Origin of the sequence: Methylocaldum marinum (assembly GCF_003584645.1) — a bacterium.
In the GTDB taxonomy this organism is placed as follows: Bacteria; Pseudomonadota; Gammaproteobacteria; order Methylococcales; family Methylococcaceae; genus Methylocaldum; species Methylocaldum marinum.
The window spans coordinates 4,818,412-4,836,291 of record NZ_AP017928.1; the positions used below are offsets into that span (position 1 = coordinate 4,818,412).

Annotated in this window: 11 protein-coding genes; 7 read left to right on the forward strand and 4 right to left on the reverse strand. The window is 60.3% G+C overall.

Annotated elements, in window-relative coordinates; all coding sequences use genetic code 11:
• Positions 1-593: 593 nt before the first annotated feature.
• Both sS8_RS21565 and sS8_RS21570 read right to left on the reverse strand, forming a co-directional pair.
• Complete coding sequence (locus sS8_RS21565) at positions 594-1,655, reverse strand: hypothetical protein (RefSeq protein ID WP_119631567.1); 1,062 nt, start codon at positions 1,653-1,655, stop codon at positions 594-596.
• Between the two features lie 57 nt (positions 1,656-1,712).
• Complete coding sequence (locus sS8_RS21570) at positions 1,713-4,898, reverse strand: type IV secretory system conjugative DNA transfer family protein (protein ID WP_119631568.1); 3,186 nt, start codon at positions 4,896-4,898, stop codon at positions 1,713-1,715.
• A 353-nt stretch (positions 4,899-5,251) separates the two neighbouring features.
• On the opposite strand from sS8_RS21570, the gene sS8_RS27785 reads away from it, so the two are divergent.
• A complete protein-coding gene (locus sS8_RS27785) occupies positions 5,252-5,509 on the forward strand; it encodes a hypothetical protein (RefSeq protein ID WP_145986639.1) in 258 nt (85 codons plus the stop codon).
• Between the two features lie 158 nt (positions 5,510-5,667).
• A complete protein-coding gene (locus sS8_RS21575; protein ID WP_119631569.1) occupies positions 5,668-6,192 on the forward strand; it encodes an REP-associated tyrosine transposase in 525 nt (174 codons plus the stop codon).
• A 258-nt stretch (positions 6,193-6,450) separates the two neighbouring features.
• On the opposite strand, the gene sS8_RS21580 is transcribed toward sS8_RS21575, so the two are convergent.
• Positions 6,451-10,140, reverse strand: coding sequence for a hypothetical protein (locus sS8_RS21580; RefSeq protein WP_119632942.1), 3,690 nt, complete (start codon positions 10,138-10,140; stop codon positions 6,451-6,453).
• A gap of 156 nt (positions 10,141-10,296) precedes the next feature.
• Here sS8_RS21580 and sS8_RS21585 point away from each other — a divergent pair, with 156 nt between their 5' ends.
• From sS8_RS21585 to sS8_RS21600, 4 genes are all read left to right on the forward strand, one after another.
• Positions 10,297-11,772 carry a sensor histidine kinase gene (locus tag sS8_RS21585; RefSeq protein WP_232020385.1) on the forward strand — a complete coding sequence of 492 codons (1,476 nt, stop codon included), beginning with the start codon at positions 10,297-10,299 and terminating at the stop codon, positions 11,770-11,772.
• Positions 11,773-12,372 carry a hypothetical protein gene (locus tag sS8_RS21590; RefSeq protein WP_119631570.1) on the forward strand — a complete coding sequence of 200 codons (600 nt, stop codon included), beginning with the start codon at positions 11,773-11,775 and terminating at the stop codon, positions 12,370-12,372. It abuts the gene before it with no gap.
• Positions 12,373-13,328: 956 nt separating this feature from the next.
• Positions 13,329-13,577 carry a DUF421 domain-containing protein gene (locus tag sS8_RS21595; RefSeq protein ID WP_119631571.1) on the forward strand — a complete coding sequence of 83 codons (249 nt, stop codon included), beginning with the start codon at positions 13,329-13,331 and terminating at the stop codon, positions 13,575-13,577.
• 354 nt (positions 13,578-13,931) lie between these two features.
• A complete protein-coding gene (locus sS8_RS21600) occupies positions 13,932-15,887 on the forward strand; it encodes a cation:proton antiporter (protein ID WP_145986640.1) in 1,956 nt (651 codons plus the stop codon).
• A 494-nt stretch (positions 15,888-16,381) separates the two neighbouring features.
• On the opposite strand, the gene sS8_RS21605 is transcribed toward sS8_RS21600, so the two are convergent.
• Positions 16,382-16,675, reverse strand: coding sequence for a lysozyme inhibitor LprI family protein (locus tag sS8_RS21605; protein ID WP_119631573.1), 294 nt, complete (start codon positions 16,673-16,675; stop codon positions 16,382-16,384).
• Positions 16,676-16,771: 96 nt separating this feature from the next.
• Between sS8_RS21605 and sS8_RS21610 the strand changes: the two genes are divergently transcribed.
• Positions 16,772-17,815 (forward strand): IS5 family transposase, encoded by a 1,044-nt coding sequence (locus tag sS8_RS21610; RefSeq protein WP_119632595.1) that lies wholly within the window; start codon positions 16,772-16,774, stop codon positions 17,813-17,815.
• The last annotated feature ends 65 nt before the right edge of the window (positions 17,816-17,880 follow it).

Here is a 17,880-nt window from a genome sequence, read left to right on the forward strand (position 1 = left end):
GGCATCGATCGCGAACGATGCGGTTCCTTCGTCACCGCATCCTACGAGATCTCATCCCAGCCCACGGGCTCTTTCCATGCCCATCAGGCATTGCCGGCGAGAGAATACGAATCCCGCTTTCTCCAGAACGCGGAGCGATGCGAGGTTATCGGGGTACGAAAAGGCGATGAAGTCTTTCAAGCCGAGCTGGCGGATGCGATGGCTTATTCCAATTAGCTTTCAATAAAGCATCAATTTTTCGTAGGGTGGGTTAGGCGCGCATCAGCACTGACCGACCGCCAGTCACTGCGTTTCACGTGCGCCGTAACCCACCGAGCGACTTCCAATCGATGGGTTTCGTCTCGCTCTCCCCATACCACGATTAATGTTCGCTCCAATGCCAAATGGAATTATCCAGGCCGACGCCACTTCCGTCGCCAAAATCCCTGATTTCAGTATGCGGACAATAGCCGGTATCCCAGCTCGAATCCGTGGCATTCGGGACAATGCATGGGTAGAGCGAAGCGAAACCCATCATTCCATGTCGGGAATCATCTCGGTTCTGGCGGGAAGTTCCGGGCGAAGGGTAGGGCCGGGTCTCCCCGACCGCATGCTTATTTGCGCTGCAGTTCGTCGAGCTCGCGCTGATGCCGTTGGCGCATCTCCTCCAGTTGTCTTGCGTACTCCTCCCGCGCGTTGAGCGACATTTCCCGGAACTCCTGCAGCCGTTGTCTTGCCTGCTCCACACGCTCGTTCAATGTCGCCAGCTGGTCCTGGTATTTTTCGGGCTCGACGTTCAGCTGCTCCTGCCGTTTCACGAAGTTCTCGCGCCCCTGTTCCGCGAGTTCCAGCTGCCGTTGGAGTGTCTGCTCCTCCTGTTGCAGTGCCTTCGACTGGTCAGCCAGTTCCGCGCGTGCCCGATCATGCTCGGCGGACAGCGCCAGTACCTTGTTTTCCAGGGTTTCCGGCTGCTTTGCGACCTCCTCGAGGGCACGATTCACACGCCGCTCCGAGAGCTCGCCCAAACCGTCCCTGATGTTTAGCAGGTCGGCCACTGTGCCGGATAGTTCCTTCGCGTTATGGGCGAGCTTATCCAGCGTCGCCCCCAGCGAGTCGCCGGCCTTGCTCATCGCGGCCTCGCCCGCCTGCAACAGCGCCGCTCCCCCGATCGCCGCAGCGGTCACCGGGTCGAACGACGCGGGCGCTTGCAGGTAAGACAAGGACGCAGGAGCCTGGACTTCCTTGCGCAGCGCCTGTTCCGACTCGGGCAGCTTGTGCGCCTCCTGATATAGCGCCATGCCCTGCTGGGCGATCGCCTCCCGCTGCGTCGCGGCCCACTCGGCCGCTTCCCGGGTGCTAAGCTCCAGCTGCTCGAGTTCCCGTGTCAGCGCTTGCGGGTCGGAACGCCCCGCCTGCAGGAGTTCTTCCTCCCGCTGCAAGGCGTGCTCCACGGATTTCAGGGCGATCACCTGCTCGTCGACGCGATCCGCGCATCCCTCGTAAAGCGCTGCCTGCCGTTCGGACCGTTCCTGCAATTCACGTTTCGCCTGATCCGTCAGCACGTGGCCGCCCTGTTCAAGTTGCTGCTGAGCCGCGCTTCTCGCTGCCGCGGCACGATCCAGGAGTTCTTGCCGCTGCTGTTCCAGCCGACGGATCTCATCGCTCAATACGGACATACCATCCCCCTTCCTCCGAACCCGTTCAATATCCCGCCGAGGCGCGCATCACGGCCGCTACAGGCTGCCCATGCGCGCGCTCAGCTCGGCATCCTGCCAGGCGAAAGCCTTCTTCACCTTGGCCGGCTTGCTGCCGTGGGCCATGACCACCTGGTAGTGCTGGAACTCCGGTCCGCTCAGCTCGGTGGCTTCCACCAGTTTCTGGCGACTGCCGTCCATCACGCTCTCGCGGTAGCCGAGTTCCTCGGAAAGCCGGTCGGCGGTGCCGTCGGCGCCGCTGGGATTCATGAACGTGCGCACCGCGCAGCTGGCCACCATGCCGTTGGCATTGGGGTAGGCGGCTTCCAGCTGCCCCAGGCTCTGGGCGAACAGCCACAGGCGCAGGCCGTATTGGCCGCCGATTTCGATAGCTTCTTCGATCGGCGGCATGTAGCGCAGCCGCGGCAGTTCGTCCAGCAAGAACAGGATGGGCGCGCTGTCGCGCGGCGGCAGTTTGTTGGTGAGCATGCGGATGTGCTGGGCGATGAACACCCGCAGCAGCGAGGTATAGCTTTCCACCTCGCTGGGTTTAAGACAGATGTAGATGGTGGGAGGATGCCGGCTGTCGCGCAGGTCCAGCGGACTCCAGTCGGACTTGTCGGTCACTCGCCGTATGCGCTCGCCGCTCCAGGCGCTGAGGCTGGACTGCGCGGTCTGCAGCACGCTGTCCCGGGTCTTCTCGTTCATGCCGGCCAGCGATGTACCCTGCTGCACCATGCTGCGCACGTCCATCGCCATCTGCAAGCCGGACACCATTTCCTCCCAGGCCTGACCGCCGTGGATGATATCGATGATGCGGTCCATGGGCCGCCGGTCCGGCGGGTTGGCGTAGCACAGGTAGGCGATGGCGGCGGTCAGCACGTCCCTGGCCTTGTTCTCCCAGAACGGGTCGGACGCGCCGGAGGGCACGATCATCATATCCGCCAGCAGGCGGGAGTCTTCCCAGATGTAGTCGGTTTCCTGGCGCACGAAGCTCAGCGGGTTATAGCTGTGGCTGCTGGCCGGATCCAGCGGGCTGAAGCGGAATACCGGTCCGACGTTCTCCGTCCGCCACTTGCTGGTGCCGGCGTAAATCTCGCCCTTCACGTCCAGTACCAGCGCCGGTCCGCGCCACGCCAGCAGGTTGGGAAACACGTGGCACTGGGTCTTGCCGGAGCGCGGCGGCGCGATAGTGACCATACAGCCCTCGCCGGAATATTCCAGCGGCACGTCGGTGTCGTCCAGCAGCCCCAGTCGCAGTGTGAAATCGCTCTTGCGGGCGAAGGCCGAACCGTCCACGTCCTCGGCGGCTAGCCACTGGGTGCCGCCGCGCACGCGCTTGTTCACGTCTTTGATCAACCGGGCCAATTCGGGTTTGGCATTCGCCTCGGCGGCCTTCTTTTCCAGGCGTTGCAGCACGGCGTTGATTACGCTATCCACCGAGGCGTCCGACTGCTCCATGAACCAGCGAATGGCACTGGGACCGTCGCGCACACCCTTTTCCCTGTCCCACATCCGGTAGCTGTAATCGTCCGCCGTGGCCTTGCCGTTGCCCCAGATCAGGCCGAAGCGCGCCCAGCTGTACCAGCCGTTTTCGGTGTCCGCCTCGTCCAGCGCGTTCAGCAGTTCCACCACCCGCAGAAACTCCCTCTCTCGCGGCTCCATGGTGGCGAGATTGCGGCTGATGCGGAAAAACAGCCAGGCGTTGATGGTGTTGCTGCTCTGGGAAGTATCCTGGAAGTTGTGGAAAAGGGCGTGGCTGAGCGTGCGCTTTCGCTCGTCGAAGATGCGGTTGATATTGGAAACCCCCTGTTCGGGCGTCTTGCCGAGTTCCTCGAACCATGCGTCGATGACTTTCTGGGGTTCCGCCTTCATCCACGCAAAGTGCCGGCGCTCTTGGATCCGCGAGACGATGAACGTTTTCACGCCGAAAGCCACGCCCAATACCAGCAGCCCGACGAGTAAATTGAGCAGCATGGCGATTAGACTCGGGATTAGCCAGAGCCAGTTGGCCTTGAAGTAATCGACGGCGAAAGTCGTGAATTTCGGCACGATGCCGTCGTTCGACTGCGCGCGCCTGCGCGCCAGCCAGATGATTGCGGCCAGCACTAATGCGGCACTCAGCGTATTTCCGGCGAAATAGAGCAGCATACCGATGAGTTCAAATCTGGCGTGCGCCGCCTTCTGTTCTTGCCGGGCAGTCAGAATCGGCCGGTATAGTTCGCGGATAGGCTCGATCAGCGTTTTTTCGTTCGGGGGAAATTGCGCTTTGGATAAGGCCAGCCATTGAGCCCTGAACGGATATTCGCTTCGTTCCGAGGCCGCGTGCTTGCCGTTGATAGCCTTCAGGGCTTCGTTGAGCTCCTTGATGCGAGCCTGTACGATCTGGTCCCTGGCGCGCGGCGAGGCTTTCAGCAAGTTGCTCTCTATGTTCATGAGGGCGGCGTCAAGAACGTCTTTCTCGAATTCCGACGTCGGCTCGAAGCGGCCCAGCAGACGATCGGGGGCGCTAGCCTGCGCGGCCTGGATGGCTTCACGGCCGGGCGCATCGCGTTTTTCCTGCGCCCTGGCGGCCTCTTCCTGCCTTTTGAGCTCTTTGGCCTCGGCAATTTGGGCCGATGTTTGCTTGCCCTGAGCGTTCGTTACTTTTGTGTCGATCTCGGCCAAACCCTCGGGATCGTTCACATAGGGCGCGCGCAGTTGGTGCAGTTCCAGCTCGGTTCGGGCCTTGGCCTGGCTCAGCCTGCTCAATTCAGCGGCATACTGTTTGCTGAGTTCCTGATGGGCGGCTTGCGCTTCCTTGATACGGGCTTCCAGGGCCGCCAGCTCTGCGCGCAACTCGGCCGCGCGCGAGACATCGGCATCGGCAGCGTTGGATGGCCCCGCCGATTTGCCGTCGACAACGGCCAGAGCCTGACGATCGCTGCGATAAATATTGCGAATGGCCGCCAGTTCCTGTTTTAGGAGACCGGCTTGCGCCTGCATTTCCTTGACGGGTTGCAGCGCGGCCGCTTCGTCCGAGCGCTTTTTCTCATTCGTGGCGGCCGTCTGATCCTGGATCTCCTTGATCCGAGTGCCGATCTGCCATGCCTGATCCAGCACCTCCTGAGGCACTGCGGCCCAGATATTGCCCCCCGGGATGAAGAGCGCCAATGCCATGACGGCGAGAAGGCAAGGAATACCCTTGCGAATGGAAGGCAAGGCCTTCCAAATCGGAATAAACATTTTTTTGTACTCCCCAAGCTCGGCTACGCCACCGAACCTGGCGCAACCGTTTCAGACTTCATATGAAATAGTTGGATTTCTAAACGAGTGATGGATCAGCTGCTCCGCCGGGCGACACTGCAAGCGGTGCTCGAATGATGGACGTGCGGTGAAATGCGGTCAAGCGCGTTCGTACGGCGTTGTGGCTCACACCCTGGGTTTCGACGCATTCGTTCACGGTTGTTCCTGACGCCAGGGCGGCACTGAGCCGAACTCACGAAAGGTAGATCGTCAATGGCGTAGCACAGTAATCAAGCGGTCAAATCGATCATCGTAAGATCCGGTGAAGCACGAACTGCCTTTGAACTGGCATAGTGAAGGTATCGATCGCGAGCGATGGTGAATTCGCCGTTAATGCCACGACCTGGGTGTTGCCCGTCAGCATAAAGCAGCGGACGAGCAAAGAATGGCGTGTGGATTTCACTTTCATCGATTTTCTTCTTGATGTCGAGATCTCGAGTCGAATTGCGCAGCAGAATCAATCAGGACGACATAGCCAACACCGTCATTGCCATGCAAGAGAAAAGCCAGTGACGGCAAGGTATTGGTTTATCGGCGAAAGTTTCCGGTGAAAAAAGGAAGGGCGACGGCAGTGTAAAATTTTCTGACGGTTCTTTCCGTAAATTTACACGACTGCTTTGAGTCCGCGTAGGATGGGTAGAGCGAAGCGAAACCCATCAGCCCAGAGTTGGGTTATGCCATGGACGATTCTAAAGGCTCCGAGTAAACCATGACCGACTATCGCCGTTTCCGTGTCGACGGAGGTACGTATTTCTTTACGGTCAATCTGGCAGAACGCCATCGCAAGCTGCTGACGGACCATATCGGTGCCTTACGCGAAGCTTTTCGTGTAGTTAAAGAAGCCCATCCATTCACGATCGACGCGATAGTTATTTTGCCGGACCACCTCCACACGATTTGGACCCTGCCGAAGAACGAACAGGATTTCAGCCTACGCTGGCGGCAAATTAAATCCGCTTTTTCCAGAGAGATTGAAAAGGGAGAACGCGTTTCCAAAAGTCGTTCCCGTAAGGGCGAACGCGGGATATGGCAACGCCGATTTTGGGAACACGTTATCCGCAACGAAGAAGATTTCGAGCGCCATGTCGATTACATACACTTTAATCCGGTAAAACACGGATATGTAAAGGCGGTTTCAAACTGGCCGTATTCGTCGTTCCATCGATATGTGCGATTGGGTATTTATCCGAAGGATTGGGCGGGTCCGGAAATGAACGATTTGGATTTCGAATAGGTTTTAGGATTGATGGGTTTCGCTTCGCTCTACCCATCCTACGTGGGCTTCGACCAGATCCAGGATAGTCATCGATCGCGAACGATGCGGTTCCTTCGTCACCGCATCCTACGAGATTTGTTTTTTACGGTGGTTCCTCATTGTTGTGACAAGTTCGGAATTGGGGTAACCCGCACGGCAAGTTGACACGCCGGGATATCCGGCGAGATCGCGTAGATCGCGTAGGATGGGTAGAGCGGAGCGAAACCCATCAATTACCTACCGCCCCCGCGTCAGCTCGTCATAATCCCCCTCGCTCAACACATACACCGGACTCGCCGATACCCTGACACTCGCGTTGCCATCCTTTTCAACCGCAAGTTTCTCCGCATGCCCCACCACATCCACCACAACCCAAGCCTTCGCCGGATCGAGCCTCAGCGGCCATTCGCTCACCTGCTCGTCCGTTCGCCAGATCATGAAGGTGTCGCCGAAATAGGCGGCATGTATGTTGGCGTCTAGGGTGTCCACGGCCTTGTAGGGTAGGCCGTCGATCAGGGCGCCGGCGGTGTAGAGGGCGGCTTCGGCGGGTTTGTGGCCCATCGAGTAGTCCCAGACCCGGCCGAAGCCCCAGTCGTATTCGTGGCCCAGGCAGAAGGCCAGCCCCAAGTAATCGCTGCGGCTGTTGGCCCAGGCGATCATTTTCGCGGCCTGTTCGGCTTGCCAGCGGCGGCCGGTGAACCCGTGGGCGGTCTTGGCGCCGGCTTCGCCCAGCCAGAAAGGCAGGGTGTTCTTCCGACCGAGGCTTTCGTAAGCCGAGAGGACGCCGCGCTCGTCCTCGGTGGAGCCGTTGCCGAGGGGGCCTCCGAAGCGGGGCGGGCGTTGCGGATAGGCGTGCACGTCCCAGGCGTCCTGGTACTTGTCGAGGCCGAGCTTAAGCACTTCGGCGAACCACTGCCCCGAGCTCAGGCCGCCGGCGTAGTTGCCGCCATCCGTCGTATCGCCGGGCCGCACCAGGCTGCCGCCGACGTAATGGCCGTCCTTCCGCGCCCGGTGCACCGCTTCGTATTCCCAACGAGCCCGCTCGACCCAATGGGCGGGGTCGCGCAGCTTTTGCCATTCTCCTTCGCGGCGGATGTCGATTTCGTTGGTGGCCTTGAAGAACCGGGTGTAGGCGGCGGCCTTTTCGATGAAAGCGCGGCCGTCTTCCGGGTTGTCGTTGAGCCAGTGACTGTCGCCCGAGGTGTCGGCAAAAAAGACGAGTCCGCGCGCTTTGGCGCGTTCCCATTTGGCCTGATGTTCCGGCGGGAATCCGGGATAGGAGCCGTAGCTTCTGTGAATGCCCATGCGCTCCAGCCAAGCGAAATAGCCGTCCTTCTGCCGGAAGCCTTTGTCGCCGTCAAAGAAGGCGTAATAGTTGTTGTTCCAGAGTTTCTTCCGGTCCAGCCGTTCCTTTTGGGCGGCGTTTCCGCGAACCACGGTGAAGCCGTCGGCGGGATAGGCCATGATGAGCTTGCCCTCGGGCGTGTGCAGCGTTGGGTAGACGGCGTAATAACCCGCTTCCGGCGTTTTTCCGAAATCGAGCTTGACCTCGCCGGGGAAGAGACCGGCAACCTCTTTCGCGGCGACCTCATGTCCCCGGTAATCCGTCATGCGCAGTCGCAGCTTGGCGCGGAAGCGGGGAAGAGGGTTAGGCAATTCGGTTTCTTCCAGAATCGAATGCCAGCGGATATCAGCCCGCAGCTTGAGCGGTTCGCCCGGACGGGGCAGATTGGCCGGTGCGTCGGTGTAGACGAGCGGCCTGAGTTTCGCGGCTATCGCATTGAGTGCGAGGTCAGCCGTGGGATCGGCGACTCGGGTTTTGATCGAATCGATCGGATGGCCGTTCGCATCGGTAAACCGGGCGGCGAAGAAGAAGCTTTGATCCTTGTCGTGCTGCATCGCCAGCTTGACCAGCAGGCTGTGCCAGCCGGGTTCGAGTATGAGGGTTGCCGCTTGCGGCGGCTCGGCGCGTTCCGGCAGGGCGGTGACCGCCAGACCTTCGGTGGTGAGTCCCTGTAGCGCGTTCTTGGCCGGTTCGCCCGGAACCGGGAAATCGGCCGGCGGGTTCGGATCGTCGGCGAAGGCGAGAGGCTGCCCGTCCAGCCAGCCGGCGGTTTTGATCCCGGACTGGCGCAATTTCAGCAGCGCCTTTGTGGGCCGAGCGACGTGAAGATAGAGCTGAGCGTAGCCGCTTCCGCGCGACCAGCCGTAGGCGTGATCGGTGGCGGGCTCGATGACGGTGACGCCGTTGGCGGCGGCCGGAGCTTTTTGCCAGGTCTTGATCCTGCCGCCCATCAGGGCGGTGCTGAGATAGGGCTGGTCGGGATTCGGACGCAGCACGGTTTCGCTATCGAGGCCGTAAATCGAAACGCCCGCGAGGCCATCCTGCAATCCGCCGACCAGCCAGGCTTCGGGCACGCCCTTACGCAGCGGAGTCGCCGTCTCGGATTTCACGGCCGGGATCGGGAGCATCGTTCCGGCACGTCCCGGATCGGCGAGAAATTTCGCGACGGCCGCTTCGCTTTTCGGCGAGGCGAGAGCGCCGAGCACGGTGTAGTTGTTGTCGGTCAGGACCGCAGCGGGCAGCGCGGGGAGATTCAGTTGTTTCGCCAGGGCCTCGGCTTCCGGGCCTATCGAATAGTTCACCCGCAGCTTTTGAATCCGCCGGCGTGCGGTTTCGGCGGCCAACCCCCGGAACAGAATTTCGCCTTTATCGCCCTTGCCGTCCAGCACGTAGAGCTGTCCGGCCGGGTCGGACACCGTCGTCGTGTGTGCCAGAAAGCGGTTTCGGGCCTCCGCCGCTGATGCGCTCATCCAGTCGCCGAGCGGCGTTTCCCGCTTGAGGAGAAAGGCGTCGAACACCTTCGCGCCGTCGGCCTTGCCCGCGTTGTCGATCTGCAGCACCTTGTCGCCCGGCAAGATGGCCACGGTGGATTCGCCTTGGACCCACTGGTATTCCCAGGGCGAGGTATTGGTCACGACGAATTCGCCGCGCGCGGCCAGCGCGTTCGGATCGGCGCCGACTTTCACCGTGAAGGTCTGGGCGACTTGCGAGACCTCCCCGCCGCTCTTGTACCTCGCGAAGAAGCGATAGAGACCGGGCGGAACGGCCGGGTCGAGGTTGAACCGGAAACTCGCGCCCCAGGCGCCGAAGCCTTGGTGAAAAACCTGGACTTCGTCCTTCTCGGTCACGACCGAGCCCGCGCCTTCGAGTCCCGCAGCGCTTCCGGCATGAACCCGGAGCGCGGGCGTCGTGCCGGCCGACATCCAAGCGGGCGTCTTGCCCAGTTCCAGGAGTACGATGGGGCGTTCGTCGGTGCCTTGTTCCGGGAGTGCCGTCGGCGCTTGCGGCGGCGCCAGCAGAAAAGCGTCGAAAACCTTGGCGTCGTGGCCGGCCCCGCTGTTGCGGATCTCGACGACGACATCGTCGGACTTGAGCGTCAGCGGTTTGTCGGCGCCGACCCAGGCATATTCCCAACCCTTGGGGGTGAGCGTCGCGACCCCGCGCTGTTCGAGCTTCGACGCGTCGGGTCCCGCCCAAATCTCGAAAGTCTGTGTGCAGACCGCGGGATCGCCGCCTTGCCGCCAGCGCGCCCAGAAGGCATATGGCCTATCGTCCGGCCGAGGTTCCAACTCGAACCGGAAAGCCACGTTCCAGGCGCCGAAGCCGGGATGCAAGGAGGAGATCTCGTCCGGACCGGTTTGAGCCGAAACGTCTCCCGCTCGGGCGGCGATGTCTCCCTGGTAAAGCCGTGCCGCCGGGTTCGCGGTTGCGGCCGAAGGCGGTTGGGTGCCGAGTTCGAGCAGAAGAGCGGGATTTTCGCTGCTCCCTTGAGCCGGCAGTCCCGAGAATTCGGCACCCTGGGCCAAAGCGAGCCAGGTTGACGCCAGAATTGAGAAGCCGGTTTTCGAGAAATGCTTAGTCATTCGAATTACCTTGCGGACGGGTGCCGCCATTTTGAAAATCGGGTCGACCCCGACATGCCATTCAACACGAGCGGTCGATAAATCCCTATCATAGGGAGCGGTCACGAAAGTGTTACGGCGCCATCGATTTCGGTTATGAATCCCGACGATGCGGCAATGATTGATTCGAAGCGGATGAAATTGGAAAGGTTATTTTCGCTGAAGTACCTGATCCCCATCGGGTTCGTGGTGGTGCTTGTTCCCCTGCTGTTCGCCGTGATGTACGCGGCGTTCGCGATACGCGATATCGCAAGGCTGGAACAACAGACCTTTTATCAGATCGTCGAGCAGGTGAAAACCGCCCGATCGGCTTTACAGATGGTTTCCGATATCGAGCGAAAAGCCAAGCTGTTCGTGATTTTGGCGCATCCTGCCGTGCGCCAGCCCTACGAGCGCCAGTCCTACGAGACCGTACGGAACGCCCTGAGGGAAGCCCTGGGAGAGCTGTTGAAAGTGGGCGTCGATGAAAAAGTGGCGCTTTCGATCAACCGCTTGTCGGAGCAGGAGCGCCTGGTTTATGAACAAATCATCAGCGCCGAGGCCGATGATCGGGTCGCCCTGCCAGACGACCGGCTGTTTCAAGCTTTACATGCGGCGGCCAACGACTTGTGGCAGGAAATTTCCGAACAGGTCGACCGGGATGCGAGCGAACTCCATGCGCAGTCGAAGTCCGTGCAGCACGATCTCGTGATCAAGGCGGGATTGCTGTTGCCTACATCGTTGGCAGTCATCCTGTTTCTGTTGACCTTGCTCACCCGTTCGGTCCGACAGTTGGACGAGGCGATCCGGAGACTCACGGCGCGGGACTTCGGCCAGCCCATCAGCGTGACGGGGCCGCAGGACCTGCGTTATCTGGGCGATCAGTTGGAGTTGCTGCGGACGCGCCTGCGCTCGCTCGAGGAGTCGAAACGGCAGTTGATGGATAATGTGTCGCTCGAGATCAAGACGCCCCTGGCCCGGATCGTCGAAAGCGCGGCGCTGATCGAGAACCGGCATACCGATGATGTCGGTCCGGAACAGCGCGAAATCGGCACGACGCTGAGCACGAACATCCACCGGCTACAGGAGTTGTTGGACGAGCTTACCCGCTACAATCGGCTCCACGACGAACCCGAACGCCACGCCGCCGAAAGCGTTAAGATGCAGGATCTGTTATCGTCCGTCATCGAGAATCATCGGACTCGAATCCAGGCGAAATCCCTGAAAATCAAGGAATTGGTCCAGCCGGTCGAGGTGTCCGGAGATCGTGAACAGCTGCGAACCGTCATCGATAATCTGATTTCCAATGCCGTGAACTACTCGCCCGAGGGCGGCGAGATTCGGATCATTCTCCGCGCCGTGGGGGACCGCATGGAGCTGGAAGTCGAAGATGACGGGCCCGGCATCGACGAAGAGGAAAGCAAACATGTATTCGAACCGTTTTACCGGGGCCGGGCTGCCTTCAGTTTCGGCACCGAGGGCTCCGGAATGGGATTGGCCATCGCCAGCGAGTGCGTCGCCAATCAGCGCGGAAAGATCGAAATTCTCGAACCGCGCCAGGACAAGCAAGGCGCCCGTATCCGGGTCCAATTTCCGCTGGTCGAGGCTGCCTGAATGAACAGGCTGAATCGAAGCGTATTTCTGGCAGGACTCTCGGTACTGGGCGGCTGTGCCGAATTTTCGGACGACTGGGCGAGGCCTTCGTATTACTCGCAATCCCATGATTCGTATTCACGCACGGATCTCGAAGAACTGCTCGGCTTCGGAGCCGCATTCGCCAATAAATCCGCGGCGGCGCGCGCCGAGGAATGCCGGCGGCTGCTCAAGCGTTCCAAAGCGAACCCGGACACCGGCGTACGCTTGCACCTGCTGGTCGCGCGAACGCTTTCCAAAGCTTGTGGCGACAAGACAAGAATCATAGCGTCCGTGGGCGGAATTCCGCCGGACAGGCTACCGGACGGGCGCGTGCAGAATCTGATCGCGATTCAGATGGAAACGCTGAGGCATGGCGCGAGCGTGTCGAGAAAGGCGATCGCAACGCCGCGAAAAACCGAGCGCAAGCAGGCAACGGTCCGCGTTCCGGATACGAAGGAGGCCCAAAAGAACGGCGCCTCTACCGACGAAGCGAAAATTCTCCGGGAAAAACTGGAGGCCATCCGGGCCATAGAAAAAAGCATGGACGGACCTGGCGGCAGCGTTCAGGGTACCGATTAGAGTGTTTTTATCCCGCTCGTAGGCAAAAAAACCGCCTTCGCCTTGGCGGAAGCCGTCGGCGCCGGCCGGGATAGATCGCCTCAGACCTTCGTAGGTCGGCAATCCCTTGCCGGCAAAGCTCGTAGGATGCGCTGAGGTACGAAGCGCCCTTCGACCAGGCGCAGGACAGGCCCTTCGACTGTGCTCAGGACAGGCATCGATCGCGAACGATGCGCTTCCCTTCGTTCAGCACATCCTACGAACTTAGAGCAGTTTCCATTCGCACGTAAGGTTTGATTGCAGGTTAGCCATTGTGTGGGAGCGGGCTTTAGTCCGCGATAATCGCTCGATCGCGGGTTAAAGCCCGCTCCCATGAGCCGAAAACCAATCCGACAGTCGCTCTAATCAGAGCTTCCTTAAAGCCGCATCGCACAGTCGGGGGCCAAATCCCGCTTCTGCACAAAGGTCATTTGCAATCGATCTTTTATACAGGACTTACGCATTTCGCCCCTTCTCCCTCAGGGAGAAGGTCGGGATGAGGGGATCGAAAAGGAAGTTCCTTCATTTCATCCCCCTCACCCTAACCCTCTCCCTGAGAAAGAGGGAACCGAAAGCGCTTCCGCGTAAGTCCTGTTATATAAGCAACGAAACCGGTCTATTAACCCGGCCTATAAACATAGGCCGGGTTAATCCGGGGCAGGGATGCCCCGGCGCGGCGATAAGCCGCGTGAGCCACGCCTAAGCGTGTAACCGGCCCGGGCGGTGGTCCGAAATGCCAGGAGGATATTTACGGGCCTAATTAATAATTCCAAATCGTCCTCGATCAGGAATCGATTTTTCGTAGCGCGGGTCAGTCCGCGAGGCCGTATTCCACCGCAGTCTCGAATCTGATCCAGCGGTTTTTCTTAAGCTTTTGACAAACTCGCTACCGGTTCCGACGGTCTATTTAGGGGAAAGCAGTCACGAGGTACCGAGCGGTGGACGCTTTTCTCAATATCGATCGGGCAGCTTACCGGTTCCCATGGATCGAGCGCTTCCTGGCATCTAAAGCACTCGAGCTGGTAAAGGACGGGCGCATTCTGCATCGCAACTTGCGCCGGGAGTTCTTGACCGAGGTGGAACTGATGCGCAAGGTCCGCGAGAGCGGCATAGCGGACCTGTCCCAGATACAGGCAGCCTACATGGAAGGAGACGGCACCATCAGCGTGATCAAACGGGGCTCGTGAACATCGTTGACCGAAGAAGCCGTATTCAAACTATTACACGCCGCCATACCCGCGTTGTTCACGGGGGGAGCACCGATGAAAAACAGCCTTGCACATCCTTGCAATTCATCCCGACGGGCGGCCGAGCCGTGCACCGATTTGCCAAGAGCAAATTGGAACGCGCAAAGCATGGCCCGAAGGGCGGGCCTCGAGGACGAGGCGAGTAAATCGAAGTTCTCGCCGATTTGTCGCCCTACCGGGCCTGTTCCTGTGCGTCCCATTTCTCTCATGGAGAAATGGTCATGTACGCCTTTTGTTTTCCCTTTGTAGTAGTTTGCTCTCGATGCCTGGAAAAACGAATCCATAGCCACCCCGGTGCACGATCTATCTTTGCTGATCAACATTGCCGCCGCCTTGGGCGTCGCTTTCGTCGGCGGACTCGTTTTCCGCCGCATGGGGCTTCCCACCCTCGTCGGTTACCTCCTGGCCGGGGTTGCCATCGGTCCTTTCAGCCCCGGCTTTGTCGGCGATCCCCACACCATCAATCAGCTTGCGGAATTGGGCGTCATCTTTCTGATGTTCGGCGTCGGCTTGCATTTCTCCTTCCGGAGTCTTTGGCAAGTCCGCGATATCGCTATCGTGGGCGCGCTCGGACAGATGGCGACGACGGCTGTACTGGGCTATCTGCTGAGCCAGTGGTGGGGCTGGCCGCCTTTTTCCGGCGTCGTGCTGGGATTGGCGATCTCGGTGGCCAGCACCATCGTGCTGCTTCGGGGACTGATGGACAACGGCTTGCTGAACACATCCCATGGCCAAGTCGCCGTCGGTTGGCTGGTGATGGAGGATTTGGCAACCGTGTTGATCCTGCTGATCCTACCGACGCTGGTCCCTACGGAAAACGGATTCGATTGGCGGGCGTTGGGGTTCACCGTGCTGGCGGCCGTGGGATTCTTGATGTTCATGGTGTTTGTCGGAGCCCGCCTGATCCCCTGGCTTCTGATGTGGGTCGCCCATACCCGCTCGCGCGAACTCTTCATTCTGGTCAATCTGACGACGGCTTTAGGTATTGCCTTGGGGTCCACCGAACTGTTCGGGGTTTCGTTGGCGCTGGGAGCCTTCATGGCTGGCGCCGTGATCAGCGAATCGCCGCTCAGTCACCAAATCGCGGCGGATCTGTTGCCGTTCCGGGAAGCCTTTTCCGTCCTGTTCTTCGTGTCCATCGGCATGCTGTTGGACCCGCATTACCTGCTGGACAACATCGGCCCGGTTCTCTTGCTGACCGGTTTTATCGTGTTCGGAAAGTCCACCGTGACCGCCTTGTGGGCCTTCCTGTTTCCCCGACCCGCGAGAACCGCGCTGATCGTCGCGGCCGGTACCAGCCAAATCGGTGAATTCTCGTTCATCCTGGGTCAGGCCGGACTGGCCTTGGGGCTCCTGGAAAAGGATCAGTATTCGTTGATCTTGGCCGGGGCGCTCCTGTCCATCGTGATCAACCCGCTCATGTTCCGTCTGGTCGGATTTGCGGAACGGGGCCTGCAGTGGGTTTCGCCGCTGTGGAAACTGCTCGATCGTTTCGGGCGGCACCTCACCACTATCGATGCACCGCTGGCCGGCCATATCGTCATCGTAGGCTGCGGGCGGGTCGGCCGGCATATTGCCGAAGTCGCGGAATATCTGGGGCTTCCCTACTTGGTCGTCGAATCGGACGCCGAAAGGGCTCATGTCTTGGACCAGAGAGGCGTGCGTACGCTGCTGGGCGATGCCGCCAATTCCGAGGTACTGGCCCACGCCGCGCTGGACCGCGCCCGTCTATTGGTGGTGACGCTGCCGGACGAGGCTGCCAGCGAATTGACGGTGGCGGCAGGGCGGGATCTGGCGCCGAACCTGCCGATCATCGCCCGCGCCGCCACGCGGGACGGCGTGCAGCGCCTGGCCGAGTTGGGCGCGCAGCACGTCATTCACCCCGAACTGGAAGGCGGATTGCAACTGGTCCGGCATGCCTTGCTCCAACTGGGATTTTCCATGGAGGATGTCCGCCGCTACGCCGAATCGGTGCGCCGCGACCACTACGCCGCCTTGGCGAATAGCAGCGAAGAGCAGCGGCTGCTCCGAGCGTCATTCGATAGAGCCGACCTCGTTCAGGTCGCCTGGCTGCGTCTGCCGCGAGACAGCCCCTGGACGGGACGAGCTTGGGAAGAGACCGCCCTGGCCACCCGGACAGGAGCAGCCTTGGCGACGATCCTGCGTGACGTTCATTCGGTAAACGATGGATTCGAATGGAAGAAGCATCTAACGGGGGCAGCGGCTCTCGGCATAGATAGGACGCGCTGAGATGTGACAGATCGGCAGGGCGAGGCCGATTCAGTCGCCTCATCCGTGAGACTCGCTCTTCGGGCCGTGCTTCGCGCGTTCCGGCTGACCAAAGCCATCCCTGGCTTTGACTCTAGGGCAAACTTCGTTTGGGCCGTTCTGCTCCCGGCCCTGGTTGTCTGCGGCTTCTAGAGCATTTTCTAATCAGCCGTACGGCATTGTTGAATCCTCCCGTATGGCGCGCCCGAGCATCGTCGGTTGGAGGCGGAACTGCCCGAAGGGGCACGCGAGGGATCGCGTGCGGCGACAGAGGCATGGGGACGTGCCTTCTGTCGCCCCCGGCTCCAGCCGGCGACGCGCAGGATCAGCGCGCCATCCGGGTGCCTTTTCTTTTGGTTACTTTTCTTTGGGCACGCAAAGAAAAGTAACTCGCCCGCGGGGCGAGACCCGCTTCAAAACTCACTTGCTGCCGAAGGCAGCTTCCTTTTCGAGCGTACATCGGCGATGAAAACGCTCTAATTTTCATGGTCGGCAAGAAGCTTCTCCAGCCGTTCAACGCGTTCCTCCGTCATCTGGGATTGGCATGCCGTGTCGAATGCTGACTTCCACATGCGCACACCTCCCTCGGTTTCACCGACCAGCGCACACTCCGCATCTCTGAATTTGATCCAGGCCCGCTGTGCCGCTATGAGTGCTGTCCTTGGGAAATTGTCCGGCTCATCTGATGGCATGGATCGAAGCAGCTTCTGGTAAACCTCGTTGAGGCGTTTATCAGCGGCGGCGAGACTTACTTGCGCGGAACGTCCCATGGGCACCTCGAAAAACCTCCTTGGTCTGCGCGCGCCCGGTAAAATAGGACCTGTAGCCAATCAGTGTGTTGAGTCCCAGACATGACCAAACCGAAGATGCCAAAGTCTCCGAAGAGCGCGATCAAACCCGATCTGTTTGCGGCCGATTTGCGCAAGCAGAAGATCGACCGGATGGGCGATCCGCTGGTGGCCTTCGAGACCCACATCGACTTTGCGGCGCTTGCCGCGGACGTGGATCAGGCGGCGCCCCGACCGGTCAGCCCGCAAGGCGGTCGTCCGCCGTTTCCCACCGAAACGATGGTGCGCATCCTGTTTCTCAAGCGGGTCAACAATCTCTCGGACGAGCAGATGGAATACCAGTTGCTTGATCGGATGAGTTACCAGCGCTTCTGCGGGCTGATGGACTCGGCCAGCATCCCGGACCGCACCACGATGTGGACCTTCGAGAACCGCATCGGCGAGGTCGGCGCCCAGGCGCTGTTCGACGGCATCGAGCGGCAGTTGCTCAAGCATGGCTACATCGCCCGCGGGGGGCATATCATCGACGCCACCCTGGTGCCTGCGCCAAAGCAGCACTTCAGCAAGGACGATAAGGAGATGCTGAAGGAAGGCGCGATGCCGGCGGACTGGAGCCCGGCCAAGCGGCGGCAAAAAGACCTGGACGCCACCTGGACCAAGAAGCACGGCAAGAGCCACCACGGCTACAAGCTCTCCATCAACGTGGACAAGCGCTACAAGGTTATCCGCAAGATCGAGACCGGCACCGCCGCTACTCATGACAGCCAGCACTTTGAGGCGGTGTTGAACACTAGCAACACCAGCCGGGACGTCTATGCCGACAAGGGCTATCCGAGTGCGGAACGGGAAGCCCAGCTCCAGGAAGCGGGTTATCGCAACCACATCCAGCGCAAGGGCCAGCGCAACCATCCGCTGTCCGAACGGCAGAAACAACGTAATCAACGCATCGCCCGGGTCCGAGCACGGGTCGAGCATCCCTTCGCCGCCATCGCACAAATGGGCGGCAAGTTTATTCGCACCATCGGCCAGGCGAGGGCGAACTTTGCCATGACGATGATGGCGGCCAGCTATAACCTGAAGCGGCTGGTTTACCTGAAACAGGCGGGTGTCGTGGCCTTTTGAGGCCCACCCTCGCCCGAAAGGCCCCCAACGCGGGCGATTCGGGGAAAATGAAAAGTGAAATGGCG

What these genes read in the sequence shown, in the direction of transcription:
- sS8_RS21565 (WP_119631567.1), bottom strand. Translation starts at nt 1,655, where the DNA reads ATGTCCGTATTGAGCGATGAGATCCGTCGGCTGGAACAGCAGCGGCAA.
- sS8_RS21570 (WP_119631568.1), bottom strand. Translation starts at nt 4,898, where the DNA reads ATGTTTATTCCGATTTGGAAGGCCTTGCCTTCCATTCGCAAGGGTATT.
- sS8_RS21575 (WP_119631569.1), top strand. Translation starts at nt 5,668, where the DNA reads ATGACCGACTATCGCCGTTTCCGTGTCGACGGAGGTACGTATTTCTTT.
- sS8_RS21580 (WP_119632942.1), bottom strand. Translation starts at nt 10,140, where the DNA reads ATGACTAAGCATTTCTCGAAAACCGGCTTCTCAATTCTGGCGTCAACC.
- sS8_RS21585 (WP_232020385.1), top strand. Translation starts at nt 10,297, where the DNA reads ATGATTGATTCGAAGCGGATGAAATTGGAAAGGTTATTTTCGCTGAAG.
- sS8_RS21590 (WP_119631570.1), top strand. Translation starts at nt 11,773, where the DNA reads ATGAACAGGCTGAATCGAAGCGTATTTCTGGCAGGACTCTCGGTACTG.
- sS8_RS21605 (WP_119631573.1), bottom strand. Translation starts at nt 16,675, where the DNA reads ATGGGACGTTCCGCGCAAGTAAGTCTCGCCGCCGCTGATAAACGCCTC.
- sS8_RS21610 (WP_119632595.1), top strand. Translation starts at nt 16,772, where the DNA reads ATGCCAAAGTCTCCGAAGAGCGCGATCAAACCCGATCTGTTTGCGGCC.